We start from the raw sequence: 16,100 nt of genomic DNA on the forward strand, positions 1-16,100 counted from the left end.
ATGGCCAAAGGTGGAAAAAAGGGCGGCAGCAACTCCGGCGGCGGAGGGTCAGAGGGCGGAAGCATCAAGGGCAACCGTAAGGACAATCTGCTCACAGGTACGGAATTTGACGATACCATCCTTGCACGACAGGGCGACGATACGCTTATCGGACTCGGCGGAAACGATTTTCTGTTCGCTGAGGAAGGTGATGATCTGCTGGAGGGCGGCAGCGGGAATGATCGCCTTTTCGGGATGTCGGGCAAAGACATCCTGAATGGCGGCGCGGATCACGATGAACTTTTCGGCGGTGCGGATGACGATGATCTGAATGGCGACGGCGGTGATGATGTCTTACTCGGCGGCCCTGGCAGTGACAGCATAAGCGGCGGATCAGGGTACGACACCGCGGAATTTACCGACATCGGCGGCGATATACCTTTGTCGTCCGATCCGGGGGTGACGACGGTAGACGGCATTACGCTGACGTCCACCGGTCCTGCCTCGTACACATCGGTGAACCGGATTACCCCTGACACATCGGAGACGGATACGCTGACGGATATCGACCGGGTCATCGGTTCAAATTTTAACGACGCTATGACCGGGGGCGACGGGGCGGACAATTTTGCCGGTGCATACGGGGATGATGTTCTCATCGGAGGCGACGGCGCGGATGTCCTTTATGGCGGCCGCGACAACGATATCCTCGAAGGCGGACAGGACGGCGACACATTCGTCTTTCTGCGCGTGGCAGATGGCATCCTCGAACCGGACCCGCCGGTACAGGGTGACACCAGTGTTTATGACGATCCGGGCACCGGCGACGGCCAGGATGTGATCGTCGACTTTGACCTCAATGAAGATCAAATCGTGTTCCTGTCAAATGAAGACATGACCGTCGGGAGTTACTCTGACGCTGATGGTTTCACTGTACTGACCTATGCTGCGCCGGATTTTCAGGGGCCGTCGGAAATCACGCTGACGGGTGTCACGGAAAGTGCTGATGACCTGCTCGCGATAGGTGCGATAGACATTCTGGTTGATCCCGGTTTTGATTTCATCGTGTGAGTGAACTGTGTGATTTCGGTTTCTGCCGGTGGCAGGGGATTTTGCCTCGGGTAAACGTGCTCCGGTTAAAGGCAGCTCCTCGCTAACGTATTCAGGTTCGGTATAACCCGCCCGCGCAGATTTTTTTTCACAGGCACCCGCACTCCCTGCCGGCACGGTAAGTTGTGCAAATACGACTGAGCCCGACGGCCCTGCGCGACCGGCCTTTTCATCCGTTGCACCGGGAATTTGGTTGTGCGCGGCCATGTGCAAGCGTCTGATCCGCCGGCGCGCTCAACGACAACCCTGTCCCTGCCACTTCCCCTGTTTCACAGACGGGTGCACTCCGGGATATTATACGAGATCCCGTGACTTAACCCGGTCCGGCCGCTTCTCCGTCTGTCAGGGGTCTCCGGATGACGCAGAGCCGGGCGGCACCCCCTGCCTGCCACCGTCGCTGCGCTTCGCACCTGAACAGCCTGAAACAGGCGCGCCGGTGCTGTCGCAGGAGGCTCTGCGATCTGTTTCAGGACCACGACATATGCTCAGCGAGAAGGCACGGGCGCTCTTTCATCCAGCAGGCCTTGTGATTTCAGGGCTGCCCAGAATGCCGCAGGAACCGGGGTCTGAAACCAGTCGAGGATCTGGTCCAGTTCACCCGCGTTGCGCGGGCCCGGGATCACGGAAGTGACGATATCGTTGAGAAGCGGGAACTGCAGTGCCGCCGCGGCCAGAGGAATATCGAATGCATCTGCGGCCGCACTCAGCGCGCGGGCTTTCTGAATAATCTCTTCGGGGGCCTTTGCATAGTTCCACATCTCGCGGCCCACCAGAATGCCTGAGTTAAACGGGCCTCCGCAGATGATCGACGTTCCCGCGGACTGGCAGGCCGGGAACAGCGCATCCAGGGGCGTCTGCTCAAGCAGGGTGTAACGTCCCGCGAGCAGGAATACGTCCCAGTCACCGATTCCCAGCGCATCCATACAGACCTGGTTTTCATTCACGCCCAGCCCGATGGCACTGACATGTCCCGCCCTGCGCAGCTCTTCCATCGCGCGATAGCCGCCCTGTTCGAGATCCCGGAAATGGCGGACATTCTCGTCACCATGCTGAAAAGCGCCGATGTCATGGGCGAGCAGAATATCAATCCGGTCAAGCCCGAGACGCTGAAGATTGTCTTCCCAGGCCCGCATGATCCCGTCATATCCGTAATCGTACACCACGTGGAACGGCAATGGATCGACCATGCCAAATGCCATCGGATCCGCGACTGCGCCGGGGCGCAGAAGCCGCCCCACCTTGTCCGACAGTACATAGTCTGAACCGCGCAGCATATCCCCCACGACCCGCTCAGAGCGTCCGAAACCATACCAGGGCGCAGTATCGAAATAGCCGGTGCCGGCGTTTTTCGCACTGCGTATCAGATCCGCCGCCTGGGCGTAGTCCAGATCGGCGAAATTCCCGCCAAGCGGCGCGCCCCCGAGGCCAAGCGTATCAATCTCAAGCCCGGTCTTTCCGACCTGTCTTTTTTCCATTCCAGGCACCTCTCCTCTTCAGCATCATTTGAAGCAGAAATCTGACTGTGCTTCCAGTCTCTGCGGTTTTGCAATGATCCGGTCTGCGTCGGTTCCGGCAAATGACGGCACGGTAACGCAGCCCCCCCGGAGCGAAGAGCTCCCGGCGCAGATGTACTCGCCTTAGCGCTGTTGCGTTTGATCCGGATCAACGTCTTTTATTGCCGTCGCTTTAACCTTGAGTAACTTCGTGAAAACAGGTCAGACGTGAAACAGATTTTGCATTTTATCCCGGTCATCGTCTTTGCCGCCTCGGTGCAGGCAGGGGATATGGGGGAAGAGTTATTCTCTGACAACTGCATCGTCTGCCACGGGGTGACCGGTCAGGGCGACGGTCCCGCCGCCAGGGGGCTGAATACGGCACCTGCCGATCTGACCGGGATTGCCGCGCGTCGTGACGGGGTCTGGCCCATGCTCGAAGTTATGTCGATCATAGACGGCTATTCCCGCAACACGCTTTCGCGCGAGGATATGCCGGTCTTTGAAAACTTTCTGGACAATGAAATGGTCGAATTCGACACCGGAAATGGCGTAAACGTTCTGGTGCCCGAAAAGCTGATCGAAATTGTGAAATATCTCGAAGCCCTGCAGGATCCAACACCGACGCGCTATGTACCCTGACCGGGGCTCTCGGGTCGCGATTTAGGGGAACGGGCTTTGGTCCGGCAGGCGCGGACGCCGCTTTCTCTGACCGGTCTGCGCATATGCCAATGGTATGCGCATGGGCTATGCCAGATCACTCTTTGCGCGAAAGATGGCCGCCGCCGCAGGCAGCAATGTCGATGCCTGCGCTCGGTTGAAGCGGGCCGGGATTGCGTTTCTCACAGGGTTCTCCGAGCAAAGCTTCTTTACCCGGGCGTTCAGGCGCCGGGTCGGCGAAACCCCGGCGAATTACCGCAGGCAGATCAGACTGCATGAGGCGTAAAGGGGTACCGGCACTCAGGGACCTCACCATGACCTTTGGTCTGCCACACCGGGTGTCGCCTTTCTTCTGTACCCCTCGAAGAGATCAGGCGGCGAGGGTCAAATCTGTGGCGGGAGCGGTCAGTACCACAAGCCGCGCCAGTGGTTATTCCCGGGTCATCACTCTGACCAAAGGGAGAAAAGCATGAACAGCAACCTCATTCTCGTTATCGGCGCGACCGGAAAACCGCCAGCCGCGTCGGCGCAAAACCGGACGCAGGGGGCGCCTGCGTGCGCCGTGCGTCGCGCCGTTCGGTGACCCCTCTCGACCGGGAAGTGCCCGAAACCCGGGCTCCGGCCCTTCAGGGCGTGACGGCAGCCTGTATCACCTTTTTCCCCGATCCGGCTTTCCAGGGTGCTGTGGACAGGCCGGACTTGCTTTGTGAGGCCGCAAAAGACGCCGGTGTCAGGCATCTCGTCCTGCTCTCCTCGCACGACATCCGGCACATCCCGATCAGCTTTGCAGATTTTCGCGCAGATATTGCCCGGTCCGGAGGCGCGCTCGGGGACGTCCGCCACGCGACCTTGCCGGTCTTGCCAGACGCGCGGCTCTGTCAGGTTGCTGGCCGGTTGCGGCCTGAACGCCTGTTCACGTCCTCTCCGCAAGGACCTGATATGACCTTCACAGGTTTTGAAATCCCGGTTTCGCTGTCACCGGCGTCACGGTCGCCGGCATTGCTCGCTTCCTCCCTGCCGCACCGCAGGCTTTCTCTGCGAGCTACGACATCACGCCCGTTCAGGAACCCGGTTTGCTCAGCAGGGTTCGGGCACCGGCGGCGGGGCCTTCTGCTCCTGGCGTGCTGATGCTGCAAGCCATTCTGCGTCCCTGCTGCTCGCAGGGCTTCAGTGCGCCGGTCCTGCGCTGCCGGCATCAAACGGCAGGCCGTGCTGTCCGGGGTCGCGATAATAAAGTCAGCTGCAGCCCCTGCCCTGCCCATCCTGTGCGGCACGGCAGGCCCTTATCCGGAAGCGATCTTCACCCGCCCTATGGCAGAAGCATCCCGCGGATCATGAAGAAGAACATCGCGGCAAGCACCGCCGCGACCGGCACGGTGATGATCCAGGCCGCAGCAATGCGCAGCAGCAGGTTACGCTTCACCAGTTCGACACGGTGCACCCGACCCAGACCACGTCTTTCCTGTTTGCCAAGCAGGCGGTCGGCAGAGGCCTGAGCTTTCATGTCGCGCAGCATTTCCCCCTTTGCGCCCACGTCCGCCGCATCGAACTGCGCGAGGAAGTCCTCGACAGCTTTCGGGTCACTGTCGGCATGATGGCTGCGTATGTCATCAAGCATGCGCGCATAGCTCGACTTGATATATTCGCGCAGAAACCCGACACCGAAGACACCACCCACAGCAATATGGGTCGAGCTGACGGGCAACCCGAGCTGTGATGCGATAATCACCGTGATCGCCGCCGCCATGGCGATGCAGAAGGCACGGATCTTGTCGAGTTCGGTGATCTCGCTGCCAACCGTGCGGATGAGTTTTGGTCCATAAAGCGCCAGCCCCAGCGAAATACCGATGGCCCCGACCGCCATGACCCAGATGGGGATGCCGGCCCTGGCGGAGATGCCACCCTGAGAAATGGCTTCGTTGATACCGGCAAGGGGCCCTACCGCATTGGCGACGTCATTCGCTCCGTGCGCAAAGCTCAAAAGAGCCGCGGCAAAGATCAAAGGCACCGTAAAAAGCTCGTTCACACTCGCTTTGCGGTTTTCCAGACGCCCGGTCATCCGCCTGATATAGGGCCGCATGATCACGTAAACAGCAACGGCCACGGCGCATCCGATCAGGACCGCCACGGGGAACGGGACCTGCACCAGCTTTTTCACACCCTTCAGCATCAGGTATGTGGCGAATGCCCAGGCCATAAATGCCACCAGTACGGGCACCATCCGGTTGGCGGCCGCGAGGACGTCGCGCTTGTAGGTGATAGAATGCTTGATCAGATAGAGGAACCCTGCTGCGATCAGCCCGCCCATCAGCGGCGAAATCACCCAGCTTGCCGCGATCTTGCCCACCACGGACCAGTCGGCGATACCCCAGCCTGAGGCCGCGATCCCCGCGCCCAGAACACCGCCGACAATCGAATGGGTTGTCGACACCGGTGCGCCAATGACGGTGGCAAAATTCAGCCAGACCGCAGCCGCCAGCAGCGCAGCTATCATCAGCCAGATGAAAGTGTCCCGGTCCGCGACCAGATCAGGATCGATAATCCCACTTTTGATCGTCCCGACGACATCCCCGCCGGCCACAAGTGCACCACCGGCCTCAAAAAATGCCGCGATGAATATGGCGCCGGTCAGTGTTATGGCCTGCGATCCGACGGCAGGTCCGACATTGTTGGCGACATCGTTCGCGCCGATGTTCATGGCCATATAGCCGCCGATCATAGCCGCGGCGACCATCAGGATGCCGTCTATGCCCCCATCGGTCCGGACAATGGTAAAAAGCATGATCCCCACGATGAAGATCAGCGCCGTTCCGAAGCGGAACAACTCGTCACGGTTTCGCTGAACGGCATGCTCAATATTTTCGGTTCGCAACACGGCAGGGCCCCCAAATTTTCTGCTAGCGGTAAGGCCATCATCGCAAGTCACAAAAGAGCTCATATGACCCAGATCAATGAGGCCCTTCTGACTGTAGATATGTTTCCTGAATGCAACGCACTGCAGGGGGGGACGATTGATGAAGAAAAGGACGGTTCATGTCGCGCTGCCCGCGCGGAGGCGGCACCTGCACGCGCATGATTTCTCTGCCGGCCTGCCAGCATGAGGCGTTGTTATCTTCCGGTCACAATCGGCGCGCTGCTGCTGACATTCTGGTTCAGCCCTGATGCACAGGAAATTGCCGCCGGGGTCGCGATATTTCTTTTCGGTATGCTGATGCTGGAGGACGGCTTCAAGCTGCTCGGTGGGGGCACCCTTGAAAAGATTCTGGAGCGCTCAACGGCCTCGACACCCCGTGCGATCGGGTTCGGGATTTTTTCGACCACACTGTTGCAGTCCAGTTCCCTTGTCTCGATCGTGACCATATCATTTCTGAGCGCCGGGCTGATCTCGCTGACCGGCGGTGTGGGGGTCATATTCGGCGCGAACATCGGGACGACAACGGGTGCCTGGCTGGTTGCGGGGCTGGGCCTGAAAGTCAACATCGCGGCATATGCGATGCCGATGATCGCACTCAGTATTGTGCTCGTCTTCCAGAAACCGAGGGTCTTCCGGGGCATCGGTTATGCGCTCGGTGGACTGGGGTTTCTGTTCCTCGGCATCCATTACATGAAGGAAGGGTTTGACGCCTTTAAGGATCAGATCGATCTTACGCGCTTTGCCCTGTCCGGTCTGGCGGGACTGTTCGTCTATTCCCTCATCGGCACCGCCGCCACCGTGATTATGCAGTCGAGCCACGCAACGATGGTTCTGATCCTCACGGCTCTCGCGGCCGGACAGATCAGCTACGAGAATGCGTTGGCACTGGCGATCGGCGCCAATATCGGAACAACAGTTACTGCAATCATAGGCTCGCTCGGGGCAAACTTTCAGGGCAGGCGCCTCGCGCTGGCACATCTCATATTCAATATGGCAACTGCGATTGTCGCGCTGGCTTTCATCACACCTCTGCGCGGAACTGTGGACCGGATCAGCGATCTGGCGGGCATCGCCGCAACTGATTACACGATGAAACTCGCGGTGTTTCATACGATATTCAATGTTCTCGGCGTTGCACTTATGCTGCCGTTTCTGAGCCGGCTCATTCATTTTCTGGAACACCGCATACCCGAGCCGGCCCCGGATGTGAGCCGCCCGCGTTATCTCAATGAGGCAGTCGACGAATTCCCGCAGGCCCTCGAGATCGCGCTGCGCAAAGAAGTGTTGCACCTATATGAAAACGCGGCGGAGCTTATTCTGCACGGGCTGAACCTGCATCGTGAGCAGGTTTATGCAACCGATGACGTCGCAGGGCTCGTCCGGAAGAGCCGTAAGCCCCTCGAAATTGACATCAACGAGGGCTATGAGCGCCGTGTAAAGACGCTGTATTCCGGCATCGTGGAGTTCAGCACGCGCGCCGGTGACAAGCGGATCGCGCCGGAGATTGCCGAACGCATATATTCCCTGCGCGACGTGGCGAGCAATATCGTGCAGGCGGTAAAATCCATCAAACATCTGCGCAAGAATATCCTGCGCTACACCGTCCGGTCGCATGGCGCGACGACGGAGCTTTATGACGAACTGCGCACAGAGATTGCCCGTATCGCGGTAGAAATCAGGAAGCTCGGCCTTGCCGAACCGCAGGGCCGCACCGCGCTCTGGCTCGACCAGGAGCGTGCCCGGATCGAAGAAGACGCGCGCTCGGCATCACGGCGGGTTGAAACCCTCATCCGCACCGGCCAGCTGGATCCCACTGCCGCCACATCTTTCATGAACGATGCCGGATACGCCTACGACGCCATGCGCGATCTGATCGAAGCGGCCCGCAGCTATTACGTCGAAAGTGACACTGCGATGGCTGAAGTGGAACGTATTCTTGCGCTCGACGAAGAAGAGCTCGATGAGGCATTGTCCGGCCGTCAGGGCAGCGGGAGTTCTCCCCCGCCGGAGTCAACGGTCACGAAACCGTCATGAAACATGTCCACCATCCACCCGAAGGTCAGGACCGGAGCATATAGTATGGGTCTCAAAAAGCTTGCTGCGAAAGTCGACGATTATAATGCACGTCTCGAGAGCGGAAAGGCGCACAAAATAACGTCACACCATGTGCAGAAGGTGCTCGAAAAACTTCGCTCGAAATCGATCGCGCTTGAGGCTGAAATCTCGGATGCGACCTCAGCGGACAGGAAAGCGCGGCTTGAAAGCAAGCTTCAGATCGCGCGTGCGCATATCGAACGGGCAGAATGGCTGCTTAAGGAACTGGCCTGACCAAACGGGGTCGCGCGGGCGTCCGCCGCGAAGAATAACCGGGGCGTTTCGGAGTCACCGGGTTGCGCATGCAACAGAAGAACTTTCGCGGTCACGGACCAGTTTGTCGGTTCCTGCCCCGCCAGCAGCACCCGCGACTTAAGTATAGACAGAACCGGCCATGATCTGATTGCCTTGAAAGCAGCTGAGGGGCCATTGTTTTTGATTCGTAAACTCCGAAATTTAGCGATCGGACTGTGCTTCGCCACGGGTCTTGCCCTTCCGGAAATCACTTCTGCGCAAACCTGGCAGCCGCTGCTGCCGGAATTCGGAACGGGTGGAGGTGTGTGCACGGCAAACGGGGCGGAAACTGTGTGCTTATCATTTCAGTGCCATCCGCAGCGCGGTCTCGAATTTCAGATTTTCCGGTCGTCTGTGCCGCGGAACGTACCCGCACAGGCCGCCGTTCAGATTGATACCGGCCCGGTGCGTATCATGAACTTTCGCGCCACTGACGGAGTTCAGGGGCTGGTTGCCAATCTCGATGTGGCTGGAAACGGCAGCGACATACTGCTGGATATGTCCAGCGGCAGAAGCATGGTTCTTCAGTCCGACCAGCGGTTCGTATTCCCGCTGACTGATGCCCGCGACCATATCTCGCGCGCGCTCGACCGCTGTCCGACGCACCGGTACGCGCGGCTGGAGAGTTTTTCTGATCTGGTGCGCACAGTGGAAGAGAAATCCGCACCCGACAAAGACACCACCCGTCTGGTTTATATGAACAGGACAGACAGTATCGGCCACGACCTGAGAACGGGTCGCACCGACGCAGGTCTGCGGGGCATCGTGGAAACAGACTGCATCGCGGCCTGTATTGCAGATCGCGACTGCGCACTGGCGGCGTATAATGAAAGCACGCGTATCTGCTCGTTGAAATCCACCTTTGGTTCGCTGACAGAGAATACGAATGTTACAACGACTTATGTGCAGCACCGTCCGGCCATCCCTCCCGCGCCCCTGATTCCGGGTCCGCCCGTGGTCCGGATTGAGCAGTTACGCGCGGTCGCGGGAGAGCCGGCGGGGGCTTACAAAAACCGGCTGCGCACCGCCTCCACAGGTCTCGGCGGGGATTGCCGTGCAGAAGCAGATGCCGCGCAACACGTAATCTCCGGGCTCAGGCTCGATGTGCCGGAAAGGCAGGCGCAGGCAGGTGGAAAAGTTGCTCTGAGCTGGGCTGTCGGTCTTATGTCAGAACGCGTGCCCCTCTGGCTCGTTGTGGCAGTCGACAGGCCGGCACGGTTTGCGGGTACAGGTTTTTTCGGTCTGAACGCCGGTGCCATGGGTCCTTTTGGCCTGCAGCAGGATGAAGAATTTCAGCGCGCATTCGTGCCGCTGTTTGAGGGTGAGCATGTTCAGAACGGAAAACTGGATCTGATCCCGCTTGAGGCCGGATCTTACACCATACGCATCACAGCACTCGCATATCTGCGCCGGTGTCAGCATGAACTGCCGCTCGGACAGTCAGAATTCCAGCTGACCGTGGCTCCAGCAGCGCCGGAAGTTGTGCTGCGTGATTTCACCGACGTCAATCCTTTTGACCGCAGAACAGATGTTCCCGAATTCAACCGGCGCATCGACCTCAGTGATACCCGGTTTCAGATCCGGAACCTGTCGGACGGCAGTGAAGTCCTGTCGCGCGAGGGTAAAAACCTGGCTCTGTCGCCCACAAAGCGGTTCGTCGTCATTCATGACAATGCAAAATACGAGATCATCGATCTGGTCGATGGCGAGACGCTCGCGCAGGTCGACGGCGAGAGTCTGGCCTTCTGGAACGCAGACAGCTTCTTTATCAGCCAGGCCAGCAGCATGGGGGAGATCGGACTTGGCCAGACGATGCGGCCTTCGGTTTTTGTAAATCAGTACCGGACCGGCCCGGCGTGTTGCGCCAATCGCGGGATGTCACATGTGTCAGTCAGCGTGGAAAACAGCCTGGTCCGCATCGCGGACCCGATCTGGAGTGAAAGTACGGCTGCCTGGTCCCTGCTTGACGGCACACGGATGGGCGCAGGGGACGTGGTCAGCTACGTTCCGGAGCGCAAACATCTGATATCAAAATCCTTCGGGCGGGATGTTCTGCGCACTGTTGGTATGGTCGCACCTCTGGATATCTCTGAAAAATGGGACATGCCTCTTGGCCCTCTGTTTGTGCACGGGCACGGCGTGACATATTCGAACGACGTCGAAGATGCGGAAGAGCGCGCGATCTTTGACATGGCACGGACCGGAGTTCAGACAGTCCCGATTGCGAAATCCGGGTTTGCCCCGTTTCAGACGGTGAGTGCCTCGACCATCCCCGCCGTGCTTCGGGGAATGTCTCCGGCTTCGACGGTGCGCCAGGCTGTCGGGTTTCAGTCTGCTCTGAGGCGCACCGGTCTTGACCTTGCTGATGCTCAACAGCCTGTCACCTGGCTGGATAAGCCGGTTCAGACGCCTTTGCGACCGGATACAGAGCCTGACCCGGAATTCGCAGCGACGATCAGCAAGGTGGAACAGGATCTCGCAAGGATTGGTCTGAAGGCGAACTGGGCGAAACACAATTTTGACAAAGGTGTGGCATCTTACTGCGAACACCTCCCTTCGCCCGGCGATGTTACAACCCCGCTTCTGGCGGCCTATGAACTGGAACTTGCGCAGCGCTTTGATATCCTCGACCGGGTGATCTGGGTTCTTCGGGCACGGTGCGATGGTGGTGCCACGGCATCCTCTGTCAACCACCGGACAATCGTATCTGTTTTTGACAATCAGGCACCGGGGACTGCGCTTGGCAGCTATGCCGTTGAAGAAGGCGGCAGCTTCGGAGGTTCAAGAAAACCTTCAATCCTTGATGCAGGATACACCTCAAAAATCTTTGGAGAAAAGCTTCTGGTCTTCTTTGCCCCCGGAGAAGGGGCTCTTATGGTTTACGACCTGACGGGCCGGGAATTTCTGATGCAGCTGGACTATTCTGATCGCGGGGATCTGATGTCAGACGTCTTCGTTGATGCAAGTCTGCAGCATCTTATTCAGCTTAATTCGGAAGGCAGCCTCGCGGTTTACCGGCTGGCGGACGGCGATCTGATACTAAGGGGTCGGTATCTGGATGACGAACTGGTCTTCTGGACGGACGACTTTCAGTTTGATGCAACCGAAGAAGGGGCGGCCTTTGTCGAGCTTCGCTTTCCGGGCCGAGCCGGCCAGTTCAGTTTGCAGCAGTTTGATGACGCCCTGCGGGTGCCCGGGCTCTTACAGCGCGTGCTGGCAGGTGAGACCATTCCGCAGGCTGCGGCTTTCCCCGGGATACCACCGGAGATCACCGGTATCCTGAACGCAGATGACGGAAAAATCCACGGGATTGCCAATGTCATCACAAAAGGTTCTGCAGTTGCCGTCCGGCTCTTTCAGGATGGTGTGCTGACGGACAGTTTTGTTCCCGATGACGAGGGGCAGATTGTGATGTCATCTGTGCGCAAAAAAGGCGCACGCTGGGCTTCCCTTGTTGCTGAAGATCACAACGGGCTGGTCAGCCTGCCGGTAAATACTGATCTGGGGGCTGATCCGGGGGGGCTCGCGGATACCTTTTTTCTGGGGGTCGGTATCGATTACTACAAAGATGACCGGCTTGAGGATCTGAATTATGCCAAGGTGGATGCACTGCGCCTGTCAGACACTTTTTCGGCGCTCAGCGGCAGGACCATCAGTCTTGTTGAAAATGCGATCCTGACCGACCGGCGCGCGGGGCGCGAAGAGATACTCGCACAGATCAACCGTATAACGGGTTCGGCAAAGCCGGGAGACCACGTTGTGATGTTTTTTGCAGGCCACGGGCTCACAGATGATGACGGAGTATTTTATCTCGGTCTGTCCGGAACTGACCTGGATGATCTGCCGGGAACCGCGTTGCGATGGTCTGAGATCGCAGAGCAGGTTGCTGATACAGGCGTCCGGATAACGGTGCTGCTGGATGCCTGTCATTCAGGTGCAGCCGCATCCGGTGCTTTTGCAACCAACGATTCCGCTGTCGAAGATCTTACAGGCTCTCTGTCGGGAACCGTTACCATTCTCGCGGCAGCCAAGGGCCGGCAGTTTTCCGGCGAGAGCCCGGATGCCGGCGGTGGTTACTTTACAGGTGCAATCAGCAAGGTTCTTGGCGACAAACGGGCCTTGTTCGACCAGAATGCAAACGGCGTGCTCGAAGTCACCGAGCTTTATCGCGGCGTGAAGCATCTGGTTGTTGCACAACGGGGCCGGCATCAGACCCCATGGCTATCACGAAACAAACTGGTCGGAGAACATGGGCTCTTTTAAACATTTCATACTCATAGCGGCCCTTGTACCCTGGCCTTCGACCGCCCTCGCCCAGTGCCGCGTCTGTGACGAAGTGATTGAACTGAACTCGGATTACGCCCGGTGTTTTAATTCAGCTTTCGAGGAAATTCTGGCTGAGGCTGCAACCTCACCCAACGGGCGCGCCAGAGTGGACCTTGCCAGCTGCGATGACGGGACCGGCGAAAAAGACAGAGGCGGGCTGCTTGTTATGCCGTCCGTGCCGGGGCCGCAGAAAATATCCAAGTCGGTTTACCTGCTGGATGAAACATACATTATCTGCCTCAAAGAACTGCTGTCCCGGCATGCGGATGAGCTTGATCCCACGCGGACATTCGACCTCTACGAGGAATGCCGGGATGGCTGAAGACAGGGAATCCGGCATATCCTTGTGGTTGCGCCGGTTTCTGGGGACCGGCGCAGGCATCGCAACGGCGGCCGGGGTCGTTCTGGGGGTGTGGGAATACCGGCAGCGCGGCGACCTGACCCGGGCCCGTGAGACAATGGACATGATCACGGTATGGGAACAGCAGGGAGCACGTGATGCGTACCGGGCCCTTTCCCGCGATCTGGAGACTAAAATCGCCACTGAGCTTTCCGAGGCGGATGTTCTCGCTGCGGATCAGAGCAGGCGTGCGCAGCGCAACCTTTACGCCAACATATCCCGGTCCGTTCTGGCAACCGGTGATCAGAAACAGAACTTTGAGGACGTCGTCTATTTTTTCTCCAGACTAAGCCTGTGCATTGATGCGGGCCTTTGTGACGACAGAATTTCCAAAGTTTTCTTCGGAGACACATTTCACAGCTTCGTTTTAGTGTTCAGCACGCAGATTTCCGCAAGAGAACAGGTGATCGCGGGATTTGACGATGCGCTCGTCAATCTGGAACGCACATTTGCGCGGATTGAAGAGTAATAAGCCCTGAGCACCATCGAAAGCTGGCCGGATGCTGTACATCCAGCGTTCTGCTCCTGCCAGCGCAGTTAGCGCGGTGTACAGGTCGCGTAATCGCCTGACGGGTTTCGCCGGACGCCGGGGGTCAGCAGGCACGGCACCGTGGTGGTGCCCTTGTTATTATGACAGGACAGAGGCGCGCAGATGCCCGTCGGGCAGACATGCTCATTCCGGGCTATGCTGCACCATATAGACAGATAACCCTATCCCTGAAAGATCTGCATCAGCGACAGCGACGGAATGAGATTGAGGCCAGCGTGTACTGTGCAGCAGCGTCAACATCAGCATCGGCGCCATTGCTCCAGAGTGTATCGACATCTTCAGCGACAGTTTCTGTGTACAGGTTTTCCGGATCAGAAACACCAGAACGATCGGCGGGGACGACCACAGTCATTTTTTTCTGATTCCCATCATCATCTTCGGCCACGGTGATTTTGAGGATTTTGGTGCCGTTATTCTCACAGTTTATATTATCGCTGTTTCCGACCTGTGCGACGCTGGTGATAACAGTGTCAACCTGGTTTACCCTGACAAGGAGATCATGGTCGTTGCTCTGAACGCAGGTATTAAGTGCTGCAGCGACAGCTTCGGCTGTACCGGTAATATTTTTGAGCTTATCTGAATATGTTTTTCCCAGAAAAACGAGCCCTGCCCGAAGCTTATCTCTCTCAGACAGGTTCTGATCTTTAGATTTACAGACAATTGAAGGCATTTTCATTCTCCTTTGAACGTAAAATTAGATTTTGGTCGCGTAATCAATAAGTTCAACCAGTCCGAACTCGTTACTACCGTTCTGCAGCTCCTTGATCGGAGCATCGTCAGGTCCGGATGACGGCGTGTTCAGAATACCGTCCGGATCTTCAGCAATCGCAGCGTAGATGGTTTCAATTATAACACGTCCGGTCACAGGTCCGAACAGGCTCCCGCACTTTTTCTGAGACACGGCAGATTCCCGGAGGCAATAAAACCATAACGGTGTGCTGTTTCTGAAGACCTGACCTGCTCCGTCGTTCAGGAACGCTTTCAGTTCCGGCGCGTGCACATCCGCAATCTGATCGCCTGTCAGAACATCCGGGAGGGCGCCTTTCAGTTTTACCTGCAGCGCCTGGTGAAAGCACTGTGCGTCCGGTAAATCGACCTGTGCGCCCCGCAGCAGTGTCTGCACGGCCAGGCTGAAGGTGGCCGCGTTGCCCGCCCTGGCCGGCGCACCAGGTCGCAGAACTTCATCGACGGCATCTGCGTTCAGTGCTGCAAGGCCCTCGGCAAGATGTTCACCCGCCCGATGTGCAAAATTAACCGGTGTATCCTTTATCCCCGGTCGGGGGATCATACTGCTCCAGTGAACCGCCCAGTCCTGCCTCAGACGGTGTTCGGTCGCGCCGCGGATCTGCACCGCCTCAAGCCGGCCGTTTCCGTTGCTATACACATGTTCCAGAAGGTCAGTGAGGCCAGCGGTCGTATCGCTCCAGTCACGATAGCGGTTACGCACCATGCTGTGTCCCACTCTGAAGCAGGCCATGGAAAACTCACGGGATACAAAGAACGGGTCGGTTGTCACACAGGCGGGCCCGTTAACCATCACGTCATCACAGGTGTCCGCATCAATTACCCGTGGCAGGTAATCATACAGAACGACATGCTGGAGGTGACGCACGGTTGCGCGCCTTGCCGCCTGTTCGTTGCCCCCGTGGTACTGCTGCATCTTCCAGTAAAACCGGGTCAAAACCACCGCAAGCTGGGCAACTGCCAGATTATGATCATTTCGGGCATCTGCAATCTGCGCTTCGCCAGGAGGAGAGCGTGGCAGATCCCTCAGGTCGGCGTGCTCAGCACTTGTGTTTCCGAGCGCCAGACACCCGTGAGTTTCGGAGGTTCCGGCGAGGCCGTGCGTCTGCGCGTCCACTTGTCCGAACACACTGTCAAGATCCAGAACCGGCGTTCTGAGACTTAGGACCCCGCCGTTTTCAGCAACAGACAACCGCCCGAGGTCATGGGCAATGAACTGGCCGAGGTAGGTATAAGCCGCGGGTAAAGCTGAATCCTCTCGCGTCTGCGACGGGTTGCCGGCAGAAATGGCCTCGCCCAGTGCCGAAAGCAGTTCGGGGTCATGCTCTGCGTGTTTCACCCCTTCGAGGAATTCGTCATAAATCTGAGCGCGCGACAGGGCTTTAGTTATCGCACCGGCATCATCGCCTGCACGAAATGTGATGTCCCCGAGAAAAGTCCGGAGCGTTGCGCGATCCATGACGACTGCTTTTGCTGCAGGATCATATGTCAGGGTTGCAACTTCATCGGAGTTCCGGTCGGGAAATGTCACGGCGA

General features: G+C 58.1%; 12 protein-coding genes. 8 read left to right on the forward strand and 4 right to left on the reverse strand.

The genetic code is table 11. The features are described 5' to 3' along the window. Positions 1-1,050: a calcium-binding protein gene (locus G3256_RS12085; protein ID WP_169641059.1), complete on the forward strand. Its 1,050-nt coding sequence runs from the start codon at positions 1-3 to the stop codon at positions 1,048-1,050. Positions 1,051-1,574: 524 nt separating this feature from the next. Here G3256_RS12085 and G3256_RS12090 read toward each other — a convergent pair. Continuing rightward, entirely contained in the window at positions 1,575-2,564 is a 990-nt protein-coding gene (locus tag G3256_RS12090; RefSeq protein WP_169641060.1) for an aldo/keto reductase, read from the reverse strand. 246 nt (positions 2,565-2,810) lie between these two features. Between G3256_RS12090 and G3256_RS12095 the strand changes: the two genes are divergently transcribed. Both G3256_RS12095 and G3256_RS12100 read left to right on the forward strand, forming a co-directional pair. Beyond that, positions 2,811-3,224: a c-type cytochrome gene (locus tag G3256_RS12095; protein WP_246227587.1), complete on the forward strand. Its 414-nt coding sequence runs from the start codon at positions 2,811-2,813 to the stop codon at positions 3,222-3,224. Between the two features lie 100 nt (positions 3,225-3,324). After that, a complete protein-coding gene (locus tag G3256_RS12100) occupies positions 3,325-3,528 on the forward strand; it encodes a helix-turn-helix domain-containing protein (protein ID WP_206040733.1) in 204 nt (67 codons plus the stop codon). A gap of 1,023 nt (positions 3,529-4,551) precedes the next feature. On the opposite strand, the gene G3256_RS12105 is transcribed toward G3256_RS12100, so the two are convergent. Then, on the reverse strand, positions 4,552-6,117 hold the full coding sequence (locus tag G3256_RS12105) for an inorganic phosphate transporter (RefSeq protein ID WP_425501484.1): 1,566 nt from the start codon (positions 6,115-6,117) through the stop codon (positions 4,552-4,554). 222 nt (positions 6,118-6,339) lie between these two features. Between G3256_RS12105 and G3256_RS12110 the strand changes: the two genes are divergently transcribed. From G3256_RS12110 to G3256_RS12130, 5 genes are all read left to right on the forward strand, one after another. Beyond that, positions 6,340-8,190 (forward strand): Na/Pi cotransporter family protein, encoded by a 1,851-nt coding sequence (locus G3256_RS12110; RefSeq protein ID WP_169641063.1) that lies wholly within the window; start codon positions 6,340-6,342, stop codon positions 8,188-8,190. A 45-nt stretch (positions 8,191-8,235) separates the two neighbouring features. Continuing rightward, positions 8,236-8,484: a hypothetical protein gene (locus G3256_RS12115; RefSeq protein ID WP_169641064.1), complete on the forward strand. Its 249-nt coding sequence runs from the start codon at positions 8,236-8,238 to the stop codon at positions 8,482-8,484. A gap of 474 nt (positions 8,485-8,958) precedes the next feature. Continuing rightward, positions 8,959-12,807, forward strand: coding sequence for a caspase family protein (locus G3256_RS12120; RefSeq protein WP_169641065.1), 3,849 nt, complete (start codon positions 8,959-8,961; stop codon positions 12,805-12,807). Beyond that, complete coding sequence (locus G3256_RS12125; RefSeq protein WP_169641066.1) at positions 12,794-13,192, forward strand: hypothetical protein; 399 nt, start codon at positions 12,794-12,796, stop codon at positions 13,190-13,192. The genes G3256_RS12120 and G3256_RS12125 overlap by 14 nt, the downstream gene beginning before the upstream one ends. After that, positions 13,185-13,739, forward strand: a complete 555-nt coding sequence (locus tag G3256_RS12130) for a DUF4760 domain-containing protein (RefSeq protein ID WP_169641067.1) — start codon at positions 13,185-13,187, stop codon at positions 13,737-13,739. Before G3256_RS12125 ends, G3256_RS12130 begins: the two co-directional genes overlap by 8 nt. 262 nt (positions 13,740-14,001) lie before the next feature. Here G3256_RS12130 and G3256_RS12135 read toward each other — a convergent pair whose 3' ends face one another. Next, a complete protein-coding gene (locus tag G3256_RS12135) occupies positions 14,002-14,490 on the reverse strand; it encodes a hypothetical protein (protein WP_169641068.1) in 489 nt (162 codons plus the stop codon). A 24-nt stretch (positions 14,491-14,514) separates the two neighbouring features. Continuing rightward, positions 14,515-16,095, reverse strand: coding sequence for a peroxidase family protein (locus G3256_RS12140; RefSeq protein ID WP_169641069.1), 1,581 nt, complete (start codon positions 16,093-16,095; stop codon positions 14,515-14,517). Positions 16,096-16,100: the final 5 nt, after the last annotated feature.

The organism is Roseobacter ponti (genome assembly GCF_012932215.1).
In the GTDB taxonomy this organism is placed as follows: domain Bacteria; phylum Pseudomonadota; class Alphaproteobacteria; order Rhodobacterales; family Rhodobacteraceae; genus Roseobacter; species Roseobacter ponti.

Bases quoted from the DNA above. Each gene is read 5' to 3' on its own strand.
- G3256_RS12120 (WP_169641065.1), top strand. From the start codon at position 8,959: ATGAACTTTCGCGCCACTGACGGAGTTCAGGGGCTGGTTGCCAATCTC.
- G3256_RS12130 (WP_169641067.1), top strand. From the start codon at position 13,185: ATGGCTGAAGACAGGGAATCCGGCATATCCTTGTGGTTGCGCCGGTTT.
- G3256_RS12100 (WP_206040733.1), top strand. From the start codon at position 3,325: ATGGGCTATGCCAGATCACTCTTTGCGCGAAAGATGGCCGCCGCCGCA.
- G3256_RS12135 (WP_169641068.1), bottom strand. From the start codon at position 14,490: ATGCCTTCAATTGTCTGTAAATCTAAAGATCAGAACCTGTCTGAGAGA.
- G3256_RS12115 (WP_169641064.1), top strand. From the start codon at position 8,236: ATGGGTCTCAAAAAGCTTGCTGCGAAAGTCGACGATTATAATGCACGT.
- G3256_RS12090 (WP_169641060.1), bottom strand. From the start codon at position 2,564: ATGGAAAAAAGACAGGTCGGAAAGACCGGGCTTGAGATTGATACGCTT.
- G3256_RS12110 (WP_169641063.1), top strand. From the start codon at position 6,340: ATGAGGCGTTGTTATCTTCCGGTCACAATCGGCGCGCTGCTGCTGACA.
- G3256_RS12085 (WP_169641059.1), top strand. From the start codon at position 1: ATGGCCAAAGGTGGAAAAAAGGGCGGCAGCAACTCCGGCGGCGGAGGG.
- G3256_RS12125 (WP_169641066.1), top strand. From the start codon at position 12,794: ATGGGCTCTTTTAAACATTTCATACTCATAGCGGCCCTTGTACCCTGG.